We start from the raw sequence: 11061 nt of genomic DNA on the forward strand, positions 1-11061 counted from the left end.
GGGAGTTGGAGTTGCCCCCGCGACCTCAGGCAAACAACTCGCCCTGGATCCGTTCCAGCAGCGTCTGGATCGCCTCCAGCCGCTGAACTGGCGAGTCGATCGCCAGCAGGTCGATCTTGTCCTCTTCCATGAACGGCAGCAGGTACGCCAGTTGGTTGGCCAGCGACTGGCGCCCGTCCACCTCGCGCGGCATGTCCAGCGCCTCGACCATCGGGTGCTCGCCCAGGGCCACCAGCAGCGCCAGCAGGTCATCGTCCTGCTCGCCCAGCGGGCTGTCCGCCTGATCGACCAGCCACTGCACCTCGCCGACCATCAACTGGTCCTTGAGCACATCGGTCTGTTCCACCCTGAAACGCCGCACACCTTCGACACGGATGCCCAGCAGGCCGTTGTCCTGCTGCACGAAGTCGCGGATCAGCGCCTCGCAGCCGAACTCAGCGATGCCTGCCGGAGCCTTCCCCACCTGATCGCCCTCGAGAATGCACACCACCCCGAAACCTTCGCCCTGCTTCATGCAGCGGCCGATCATGTCCAGGTAACGCGCCTCGAAGATCTGCAAGTCGAGCAAGCAGCCGGGAAACAGCACGGTATTGAGGGGGAACAGCGGTAACGTCATCTCGACTCCTCAAGCCACCAGACTGACTGCCAGCGGCAGGAACACCGCCGTGGCCACGCCCATCAGGCTCATCGCCAGCGCGGCGAAAGCGCCGCATTCATCACTTTCCTGCAAGGCCGCCGAGGTGCCCACCGCGTGCGCGGTGACGCCCAGGGCCATACCCCGCGCCTCGGGGCTGAGCACACCACAGCGCGTCAGCAGCGCCGGGCCGAAGATGGCGCCGATCACCCCGGTGATCAGCACGAATACCGCCGCCAGTGCCGCTACGCCACCGATCTGCTCGGCCACCAGCATGGCGATGGGCGAGGTCACCGACTTGGGCGCCATGGTCATCAGGATCATGTGTTCGGCGCCGAACCACCAGCCCAGCGTCACGCAGGCCAGGGTGGCGAACACTCCCCCGATTACCAGCGTAGTAAAGATCGGCCAGAACAGTTGGCGGATACGCCTCAGGTTGAGATAGAGCGGGACCGCCAGGGCCACGGTGGCCGGCCCGAGGAGAATATTGAGGATTTCGGTGCTGCGCTTGTATTCGCTGTAGTCGATGCCACACGCCAGCAGCACACCGATCAGAACCAGCATCGACACCAACACCGGTTGCAGGAAGATCCAACGGGTGCGCTCGTAGCCGGCGAGCACCAGTTGGTAAACCCCAAGCGTGATACCAATCCCGAACAATGGGTGGTGAATGACGGCTTGCAATGCACCCTGCCAGTCGAGGCTCATGACTGTTCCTCGTGCTTGCCGTGGCGATGGATCAGCTTCTGCATCAGTACGCCGACGAACACCAGGGTGACCAGGCAGGAGATCACCAGCGCACCGGCAATGGCCCAGAAGTCGGCGGCGATGTCGCGGGCATAGACCATCACGCCGACGGCTGGCGGCACCAGCAGCAACGGCAGGTAACGCAGCAGGCTGCTGGCGGCCTCGTTGAGCGGTTTGCCAACTTCGCCGCGGATCATCAGGCAGGCCAGCAGCAACAGCAGGCCGATGATCGGGCCCGGCAACATGGGCAGTACCAGGTGATTGATCGCCGTGCCCAGCAACTGGAACACCACCAGCCAGGTCAATCCACGCAACAGCATAAGCATCTCCTTGGGGCATCGGGCGCCATTATAAGCACGCGTCCTGCCTGTATAAGGCGATATTCGCCGAAAAGGGAAGAACTTGACCGCAACGGTGCACCGTGGTGATCTTGCACCTTCGTACCAAAAGACAACCTGGAGAGTCGCGATGCCCTATGTACCTGTTGCAGAGCTTTCGCAGTACGTTGGAAAGGAACTGGGACGTTCCGAATGGCTGAAGATCGATCAGCAGCGCATCAACCTGTTCGCCGAGGCCACCGGCGATTTCCAGTTCATTCATGTCGATCCGGAGAAAGCCGCCAAGACCCCCTTCGGCTCCACCATCGCCCACGGCTTCCTCAGCCTGTCGCTGATTCCCAAGCTGATGGAAGACATCCTCGTGCTGCCCGAGGGCTTGAAGATGGTGGTCAACTACGGGCTGGACAGCGTGCGCTTCATCCAGCCGGTGAAAGTCGACAGCCGCGTGCGCCTGAAGGTGGACCTCACCGACGCGACCGAGAAGAAGCCCGGCCAGTGGCTGCTCAAGGCCACCGTCACCCTCGAGATCGAAGGCCAGGAAAAACCGGCCTACATCGCCGAGCCACTGTCGCTCTGCTTCGTCTGAGGCAGCGCCGGGGCCGTTCGGCGGCCCCGGCCACAGCTGTCTCACGCCCTGATTCTGCGGCATACTCGGCGCACCTTTGTGCTCGGATTACGCCATGCGCCCGCTGCTGCCCCTGACCCTGATCCTGCTGCTCGCTGCCTGTGGCGAAGGCGAACCGCTGTCGCCGCCGGACGCGCGCCTGCCCGACGGCGGGCGCTACCGGGGTGAGGTGGTCAATGGTCTGCTGCAGGGCGAAGGCCGCATCGACTATCCCAACGGCAGCTGGTATGCGGGCACGTTCAAGGACGGTCAGTGGCATGGCCAGGGTGAATGGCACGGCAGCAATGGCGAGGTCTATCGCGGCCAATTCGCCGCCGGGCTGTTCGAAGGCCTGGGCGACCTGACGACCCCTGGCAGCCACTATGCCGGCACCTTCAAGCATGGCCGGCGCGACGGCGAAGGCACCCTCAAGCAGCACGACCAGACCTACCGCGGCCAGTTCAAGGATGACCAGTACGACGGCGCCGGCCAGCTCGAACTGGCTGACGGCAGCCGCTACCAAGGCCTGTTCGCCAAAGGCAAGCCCAATGGCGCCGGAGTGCGCAGCGATGCCAGCGGCAACCAGTTCAGCGGCCACTTCATCAATGGTCAACTCGAAGGTGCCGGCACCTTCGACAGCGTCGAAGGCGAGCAGTACATCGGCGAATTCAAGGAAAACCGCCTCGAAGGCCGCGGCCGCTACGAAAACGCCGACGGCGACGTGTGGATCGGCGACTTCAAGGATGGCGCGCTCAGCGGCCAGGGCGAGTTGCTGGGCAGCGACGGCAGCCACTACAAGGGCGGCTTCCAGGACTGGCGCTTCTCAGGCAAGGGCCATCTGCACCTGGCCGACGGCAGCCAGTACATTGGCGGCTTCGCCAACGACGTCTACCAGGGTAGCGGCCGGCTGATCCAGGCCGATGGCCGCGTCGAGGCCGGTCAGTGGATGAATGGCGTGCGCGTGCGCGACGACAAGGGCTCGCTGCTGCCCGACCCGCTGGACCTTGCCCTGCTCAACCAGGGCAAGCTGCTCGACGAGGCGCTGGCAAAGGTGCCGCGCTCGGCCCCACCCATCCAGCTGTACAGCCTGGTCCTGGCCGGCGATGGCCAGCAGAGCGTGTTCCTGCGCGAAGCCGACTATGTCAGCAACATGCTCAGGGTGCGTTTCGGCGCCCGCGGTCAGGTCACCCTGGTCAATCACCGCGACCACCTGGCCGACCGCCCGATGGCCACCCGCGAGAACCTCACCCGTGCAGCCCGTACATTGGCCGAACGCAGTGGCCCGGAAGATATCGTGTTCGTCTACCTGACCAGCCACGGCAGCCATGACCACCAACTGGTACTCGACCAGCCGCGCCTGCAACTGGCCGACCTGTCAGCGGACGAACTGGCCAACGCCCTCTCCCCCCTGAAAGATCGCGACAAGGTGATTGTCATCTCCGCCTGCTATTCAGGTGGCTACATCGCCCCGCTCAAGGATGAACGCACGCTGATCATGACGGCAGCGCGCCCTGACCGGGTCTCGTTCGGCTGCTCCGAAGAAGCCGACTTCACCTATTTCGGCGATGCCCTGTTCGCCCAGGCACTGAACCAGACCGACGACCTGAAACAAGCGTTTGAACTGGCGCGCAAAAGCGTTGCCGAACGGGAACGAAGGGAAGGTTTCGAGGCCTCCGAGCCGCAGATCTGGGCACCGCCACAGGTGCTCGCGCACTGGCAGCGACTGCGTCGGCAACAAGCCGAGGAGGCCTTGAAGAACAAGGCCCAGCCAGCCGCGCCGGAGCAGGCAAAAAAGCCTGGAACCCGCTAAGCTGAGCTGTAACAAGGGAGAGACATCATGTACTTGACGCCTCAGCATGTCCTGCTTGCCGGAGCCACGGGTCTTACAGGTGAACACCTGCTCGACCGCCTGCTCAACGAACCCACCATCAGCCGTGTGCTGGCGCCTACCCGCAGGCCGCTGGCCGAGCATCCGCACCTGGAAAACCCGGTGGGTGACCCGGCGGTGTTTCTCCCGCAACTGGCCGGGCGCGTCGATATCGCCTTCTGCTGCCTGGGCACCACACTCAAGCAGGCCGGCTCCGAAACCGCCTTCCGTGCAGTCGACCTGGACATGGTCGTGGCCTTCAGCAAGCGCGCACGCGAGCTGGGCGCACGCCATCTGCTGGTGATCAGTGCAGTCGGTGCAGACCCTAAATCATCGATTTTCTACAACCGGGTCAAGGGCGAGATGGAAGAAGCGCTCAAGGCTCAGGACTGGCCGCAGTTGACCATCGTACGGCCGTCGCTGCTGCTGGGCGAACGGCTCGAACCCCGGCTGGCCGAGCGACTGGCCGGGCCATTCGCCCGTCTGATTCCCGGCAAGTACAAAGGTATCGAGGCCTGCACCCTGGCCCGGGCGCTGTGGCGGCTGGCGCTGGAGGAAGAGGACGGGATCCGCGTGGTCGAGTCTGACGAGTTGCGCAAGCTGGGCAAGAAATAGCAATACCTTCCAAGGCTTCTTCGCGGGTAAACCCGCTCCCACAGGCCCGCACAGGGTTCAAAGACGGTGCGATCCCTGTGGGAGCGGGTTTACCCGCGGACAGGGCCGTTACAAGCCGCCGCTGGCGTTGAACCCAACCCCCAGCGCCGTCAGCACCGACAACGGCAGCAGCAGCGTATCGAGCAACATGCTACCGGGCAGATCCAGCGCAGGATAGCCCGGTGCCTTGGCCCCGAAGCGATCCTCAGGGCAGCACCCGCCATTCATCACATACAGGTCCAGCCGAGTGCCGGCATACACCACCGGCGCCCCCGGCTGGTTGGCATCCAGCGTTCGCACTGTCGCGCAACCACTCAAGCAGCCCAGCAGCAGCAAGCCTGCCAACGCGCGCTTCAATCATCGACCCCGTAATGATGCTCGCCCCAGCGCGGCAACATGTCCTGGGGGATGTTCAGCAGGTTGAGCACTCGCGCGACAACGAAGTCCACCAGGTCATCAATGGTCTGCGGCTGGTGATAGAAGCCCGGCGCCGCCGGCAGGATCACCGCGCCCATCTGCGAGAGCTTGAGCATGTTCTCCAGGTGGATGGTGGAGAACGGCGCTTCACGCGGCACCAGGATCAGCTGGCGGCGCTCCTTGAGCGTCACGTCCGCTGCCCGTTCGATCAAATTGTTGCAGGCACCGGTGGCGATTGCCGACAGCGTGCCGGTCGAACAGGGCACCACCACCATCGCCGCAGGTGCGCCGGAGCCCGAGGCCACCGGCGACATCCAGTCTTCCTTGCCATACACGCGGATCTGCCCATCGGCAGCGCCAGTGTATTCGGTCAGGAAGGCCTGCATCGCCTGTGGCTTGGGCGGCAACAGCACGTCGGTTTCGGTGGACATCACCAGTTGCGCAGCCTTGGAGATGAGGAAGTGCACCTCACGGTCCTCACGCACCAGGCAATCGAGCAGGCGCAGGCCGTATTGCGCCCCCGAGGCGCCGGTCATCGCCAGGGTGATGCGCTCCGGGCCGCTCACTTCAGGGCCTCGGCCAGCTTGCCGTGCAGACCGCCGAAGCCGCCATTGCTCATGATCACCACATGGGTACCCGGACGTGCCTGGCCCTTGATCCGCTCGATGATCGCCTCGAGGTTGTCGGCCACCACGCTCGGCACCGAGCACTGCGCTGCCGTGGCGGCCAGGTCCCAGCCCAGGTTGGGCGGCGCGTACCAGATCACTTGGTCGGCGTCGTTGACACTTTCCGGCAGGCCATCACGGTGAGCGCCCAATTTCATGGAGTTGGAACGCGGCTCGATCACCGCAATCACCGGTGCCTCGCCCACACGCTTGCGCAGGCCGTCGAGGGTGGTGGCGATGGCGGTCGGGTGGTGGGCGAAATCGTCGTAGATGGTCACACCCTGCACCTCGGCGACCTTCTCCATGCGCCGCTTGACGCTCTTGAAGGCGCTGAGGCCATCGATGCCCATGGCCGGCACCACGCCGACATGGCGCGCGGCGGCGAGCGTGGCCAGGGCATTGGCGACGTTGTGCTGGCCAGTCAAGGCCCAGTTCACCACCCCTTGAACCTCACCCTCGAACAGCACTTCGAAGCGCGAACCGTCCGGACTCAGCAGGCGCGCCTGCCACTGGCCACCTTCGCCAGTGGTCTGCACGGGAGTCCAGCAGCCCATGCCGATGACCCGCTCGAGCGCCTGCTCGGTGGTCGGGTGGATGACCAGCCCCTCACTCGGAATGGTCCGGACCAGATGGTGGAACTGCCGCTCGATGGACGCCAGATCCGGGAAGATGTCCGCATGATCGAACTCAAGGTTGTTGAGGATCGCGGTGCGCGGGTGGTAATGCACGAACTTCGAACGCTTATCGAAGAAGGCGCTGTCGTATTCGTCGGCCTCGACCACGAAGAACGGCGTGCCGCCCAGGCGCGCCGAGACCGAGAAGTTCTGCGGCACGCCGCCGATCAGGAAGCCCGGGCTCATGCCCGCATGCTCCAGCACCCAGGCCAGCATGCTGCTGGTGGTGGTCTTGCCATGGGTGCCGGCCACGGCCAGCACCCAGCGGCCCTGCAACACGTGGTCGGCCAGCCACTGCGGGCCGGAGACGTAGGGCAGGCCCTTGTTCAGCACGTATTCCACGGCAGGGTTGCCACGCGACATGGCATTGCCGATCACCACCAGGTCAGGAGCCGGCTCCAGCTGGGCCGGATCGTAGCCTTGGGTGAGCTCGATGCCCTGAGCCTCGAGCTGAGTGCTCATCGGCGGATAGACGTTGGCGTCGGAACCGGTGACGCGATGGCCGAGCTCCTTGGCGAGCACCGCCAGCGAACCCATGAAAGTGCCGCAAATACCGAGAATGTGAATGTGCATGATCGACCTCGCAAAACATCGAGGCAGGGTAGCCCAGGGCGAGGGAAATCGCACCCGCTGTTTCGCTCAACTGGCCCTGGCGATACCGTGTTTGCGCAGTTTTCGATACAAGGTATTGCGGCTGATGCCCAAGTGTTCGGCGACACGGGTCATGTGCCAGCGGTTTGCCTCCAGCACCCTCAACAGTGCATCGCGCTCGGCACTTTCCAGCGGTGCAAGATCATTACTGTGGGAGCGGGCTTGCCCCGCGATGGCGTCAGCACAGTCAACATCGCTGCCCCCGCTTGAGCCAGCGCGGGGCAATCCCATTCCCACAACGGTCTGGGGAAGGTCCGACAGCTCGATGCGCTGACCATCGCACAACGCCACCAAGGTCCGCAGCACGTTGCGCATCTGCCGCACGTTCCCCGGCCAGGCAAATTCCAACAACGCCTCACGCGCCTCGGGCGCGATTTCGATGGCTTGCCCTTCGGCCTCCTGACTCAGCAGGAAATCCAGCAACTGAGCCTTGTCGCTGCGCTCACGCACCGCTGGCAGCGCAACTTCCAGCCCATTGAGCCGGTAATACAGATCCTCACGGAACGCCCCCTGCGCCACCCGCTCCAGCAGATCCCGGTGAGTGGCGCTGACGATGCGCAGGTCCACCGCCTGCGGCTCACCCCCGATCGGCACCACCTGACGCTCCTCCAGCACACGCAGCAGGCGGGTCTGCAGGGCCAGCGGCATGTCGCCGATCTCGTCCAGCATCAAGGTGCCACCGTCCGCTTGCAGCAGCTTGCCGCGCATCCCTTCCTTGCGCGCCCCGGTGAAACTGCCGCCGCGATAGCCGAACAGTTCACTTTCGATCAGGCTTTCCGGAATCGATGCGCAGTTGATCGCCACGAACGGCTTGGCGCTACGTTCGCTGGCCTGGTGCACGGCCTGGGCAAACGCCTCCTTGCCGCAACCGGTTTCGCCACGCAGCAATAATGGTACGTCGCGCTGGTAAACCCGCAACGCACGATGAAAATCCCGTTGCAGGGCCGGGTCGAGCAGGCAGATGCCAGGCTCGGCACGCGGGGTGGCCAGCGGCAAGGACGCTGGCACCGACCACACCGGCTTGTGCGCCTGCCCGCGCACGCTGGCAAAGACCTGACGCCCGTCATGGGTCCGCAGCGGCCAGGCCGCGCTGCCTTGCGTCGTGGCGCGGCTGAACAGCTCGTCGTGACTGCAGGCGAAGAAGCGCCCGACCGGCTTGCCCAGCACCCCGCCACGAATGCTGCCCAACAGGTTCAGCGCGCTCTGGTTGACCGCACAGACCCGGCCATCGCCGTCAAAGGCCAGCAGCCCCTCGCTGAACAGCCCGACCGACTCGGCCTGCAGATGAAAGCGCAACAACCAGTGATGCTCGAAGTGCCGCAGGAAATAGCAACTCTCGATCATCTTCGCCGAGAGGTTGACCAGCGCCATGGTATGGAACTGGCTCTGGCGCGAGACATCCGGGCGCGCCGAGGATACATCGAGCACGGCCAGCAGCTCGCCGTGCGGATCGAACACCGGGCTGGCCGAGCAGGTCAGCCCGGTATGGCGGCCACGAAAGTGTTCGTCCTGGTGAATGGTCAGGGCCTGGCGCTCGACCAGGCAGGTGCCGATGCCATTGGTGCCCTCGCGCGCCTCGCTCCAGTCTGCACCCAGCCACAGCCCCGCACGCTCGAAGATCCGTCGCTCGCTGGGCGCGGTGACGCAGTTGAGGATCACGCCGCGGGCATCGGTAAGCAGCACCGCGTGGCCCGAGCCGGACAACTGCTGATGCAGGCTGTTCATCTCGCCATCGGCGATCTGCAGCACCTGCTGCAGGCGTTCGCGACTCTCCAGCAGGCGCCAGTGCTCGAGCACCACCGGAGCCTGGGCCAGCGCAGGGTCGAGGTGATAGTCCTCGAGGCAGCGCAGCCAGGAGCGCGCGATGGACGGGTCGCTGGCCGGGCCGTGGGGCTGCCCGCGAGCGACCGTGAGTACCTGCTGGGCATGGCGACTGAAAGCGTTGCTCTGCATTTTTGTTGTTCTCCGCAGATGAAGCGTCCCGCCAGCATCCTCCTCCCGGGAACGCTTTGCAATGACGGTCCGACCGTCGAGTCAGCAACGTCTCGCCAATGGCACAAAGTGTCACCCTGCCTGTACCGCACTCGGCACAACACCCGCTCGAAGTCGCTCGACAACTGATCCAAGTCATTGATCGCAAAGGGCTGCAAAGCACTGGCCCGACCTTTGCTCTACGCTTTCCAACTCCCCAACAAACACAATAGCCAGGAGACACACCATGCGTTACGCACATCCCGGTACCGAGGGCGCCAAAGTCTCGTTCAAGAGCCGCTACGGCAACTACATCGGCGGCGAGTTCGTAGCTCCGGTCAAAGGGCAATACTTCGAGAACACCTCGCCGGTGAATGGCAAGCTGATCGCAGAATTCCCCCGCTCCACTGCCGAAGACATCGACAAAGCCCTGGATGCCGCCCACGCCGCCGCCGACGCCTGGGGCCGCACCAGCGTGCAGGACCGCTCCAACGTTCTGCTGAAGATCGCCGACCGCATCGAGCAGAACCTCGAAGTACTGGCCATCACCGAAACCTGGGACAACGGCAAACCGATCCGCGAGACCCTCAACGCCGACATCCCGCTGGCGGTCGATCATTTCCGCTATTTCGCCGGCTGCATTCGCGCCCAGGAAGGCGGCGCCGCCGAGATCAACGAAAACACTGTCGCCTACCACATCCACGAACCGCTGGGCGTGGTCGGCCAGATCATCCCGTGGAACTTCCCGCTGCTGATGGCCGCCTGGAAGCTCGCCCCGGCCCTGGCCGCCGGCAACTGCGTGGTGCTCAAGCCCGCCGAGCAGACCCCGCTGGGCATCACCGTACTGCTCGAACTGATCGGCGACCTGCTGCCCAAGGGCGTGCTCAACGTGGTCCAGGGCTACGGCCGCGAAGCCGGTGAAGCGCTGGCCACCAGCAAGCGCATCGCCAAGATCGCCTTCACCGGCTCCACCCCGGTGGGCTCGCACATCATGAAATGCGCCGCCGAGAACATCATCCCGTCCACCGTGGAGCTGGGCGGCAAGTCGCCGAACGTCTACTTCGAAGACATCATGCAAGCCGAGCCGACCTTCATCGAGAAGGCCGCCGAAGGCATGGTGCTGGCCTTCTTCAACCAGGGCGAGGTGTGCACCTGCCCGTCCCGCGCCCTGGTGCAGGAGTCGATCTACCCGCAGTTCATGGAAGTGGTGATGAAGAAGGTGCTGCAGATCAAGCGCGGCGACCCACTGGACACCGATACCATGGTCGGCGCGCAGGCCTCGCAGCAGCAGTTCGAGAAGATCCAGTCGTACCTCAAGATTGCCCAGGAAGAGGGCGCCGAGCTGCTGACAGGCGGCAAGGTAGAGCAACTCGATGGCTCGCTGGCCACCGGCTATTACATCCAGCCGACCCTGCTCAAGGGCAACAACAAGATGCGTGTGTTCCAGGAGGAAATCTTCGGCCCGGTGGTCAGCGTCACCACCTTCAAGGATGAAGCCGAAGCCCTGGCGATCGCCAACGACACCGAGTTCGGCCTGGGTGCCGGCGTCTGGACCCGCGATATCAACCGCGCCTACCGCATGGGCCGGGGCATCAAGGCCGGCCGCGTGTGGACCAACTGCTACCACCTGTACCCGGCGCATGCCGCGTTCGGTGGCTACAAGAAGTCCGGCGTCGGCCGTGAAACCCACAAGATGATGCTCGACCACTACCAGCAGACCAAGAACCTGCTGGTGAGCTACGACATCAACCCGCTGGGCTTCTTCTAAACCGAGGTGCGCCCATGGGCGGGGGGGGGGGGGGGGGGGGGGGGGGGGGGGGGGGGGGGGGGCGGGGGGGG

General features: G+C 64.6%; 11 protein-coding genes. 4 read left to right on the forward strand and 7 right to left on the reverse strand.

Annotated elements, in window-relative coordinates:
• Positions 1 to 25: 25 nt before the first annotated feature.
• The 3 genes from IAE40_RS18975 to IAE40_RS18985 are packed head-to-tail and all read right to left on the reverse strand — an operon-like array spanning position 26 to position 1701.
• Positions 26 to 616, reverse strand: coding sequence for an LON peptidase substrate-binding domain-containing protein (locus tag IAE40_RS18975; protein WP_054892803.1), 591 nt, complete (start codon positions 614 to 616; stop codon positions 26 to 28).
• Positions 617 to 625: 9 nt separating this feature from the next.
• Positions 626 to 1342: an LrgB family protein gene (locus tag IAE40_RS18980; RefSeq protein WP_063542592.1), complete on the reverse strand. Its 717-nt coding sequence runs from the start codon at positions 1340 to 1342 to the stop codon at positions 626 to 628.
• Positions 1339 to 1701: a CidA/LrgA family protein gene (locus IAE40_RS18985; RefSeq protein WP_197892045.1), complete on the reverse strand. Its 363-nt coding sequence runs from the start codon at positions 1699 to 1701 to the stop codon at positions 1339 to 1341. The genes IAE40_RS18980 and IAE40_RS18985 overlap by 4 nt, the downstream gene beginning before the upstream one ends.
• Before the next feature lie 148 nt (positions 1702 to 1849).
• Here IAE40_RS18985 and IAE40_RS18990 point away from each other — a divergent pair, with 148 nt between their 5' ends.
• From IAE40_RS18990 to IAE40_RS19000, 3 genes are all read left to right on the forward strand, one after another.
• Positions 1850 to 2305 (forward strand): MaoC family dehydratase, encoded by a 456-nt coding sequence (locus IAE40_RS18990; RefSeq protein ID WP_054892800.1) that lies wholly within the window; start codon positions 1850 to 1852, stop codon positions 2303 to 2305.
• Positions 2306 to 2399: 94 nt separating this feature from the next.
• Complete coding sequence (locus IAE40_RS18995; RefSeq protein WP_200603693.1) at positions 2400 to 4133, forward strand: C13 family peptidase; 1734 nt, start codon at positions 2400 to 2402, stop codon at positions 4131 to 4133.
• Between the two features lie 27 nt (positions 4134 to 4160).
• A complete protein-coding gene (locus IAE40_RS19000) occupies positions 4161 to 4805 on the forward strand; it encodes an oxidoreductase (protein ID WP_054892798.1) in 645 nt (214 codons plus the stop codon).
• A gap of 108 nt (positions 4806 to 4913) precedes the next feature.
• Here IAE40_RS19000 and IAE40_RS19005 read toward each other — a convergent pair whose 3' ends face one another.
• From IAE40_RS19005 to IAE40_RS19020, 4 genes are all read right to left on the reverse strand, one after another.
• Entirely contained in the window at positions 4914 to 5201 is a 288-nt protein-coding gene (locus IAE40_RS19005; protein ID WP_153774447.1) for a YceK/YidQ family lipoprotein, read from the reverse strand.
• Positions 5198 to 5827: a flavin prenyltransferase UbiX gene (ubiX, locus tag IAE40_RS19010; protein ID WP_063542582.1), complete on the reverse strand. Its 630-nt coding sequence runs from the start codon at positions 5825 to 5827 to the stop codon at positions 5198 to 5200. Before ubiX ends, IAE40_RS19005 begins: the two co-directional genes overlap by 4 nt.
• On the reverse strand, positions 5824 to 7173 hold the full coding sequence (mpl, locus tag IAE40_RS19015) for a UDP-N-acetylmuramate:L-alanyl-gamma-D-glutamyl-meso-diaminopimelate ligase (RefSeq protein ID WP_200603694.1): 1350 nt from the start codon (positions 7171 to 7173) through the stop codon (positions 5824 to 5826). Before mpl ends, ubiX begins: the two co-directional genes overlap by 4 nt.
• A 66-nt stretch (positions 7174 to 7239) precedes the next feature.
• The gene (locus tag IAE40_RS19020) at positions 7240 to 9204 is read right to left on the reverse strand and encodes a sigma-54-dependent Fis family transcriptional regulator (protein WP_200603695.1); all 1965 of its coding nucleotides are present in this window, start codon (positions 9202 to 9204) and stop codon (positions 7240 to 7242) included.
• Between the two features lie 265 nt (positions 9205 to 9469).
• Here IAE40_RS19020 and exaC point away from each other — a divergent pair, with 265 nt between their 5' ends.
• Positions 9470 to 10990, forward strand: coding sequence for an acetaldehyde dehydrogenase ExaC (gene exaC / locus IAE40_RS19025; protein WP_054892793.1), 1521 nt, complete (start codon positions 9470 to 9472; stop codon positions 10988 to 10990).
• Positions 10991 to 11061 lie beyond the last annotated feature (71 nt).

Source organism: Pseudomonas sp. S44 (genome assembly GCF_016624805.1).
GTDB classification, from domain to species: Bacteria; Pseudomonadota; Gammaproteobacteria; order Pseudomonadales; family Pseudomonadaceae; genus Aquipseudomonas; species Aquipseudomonas machongensis.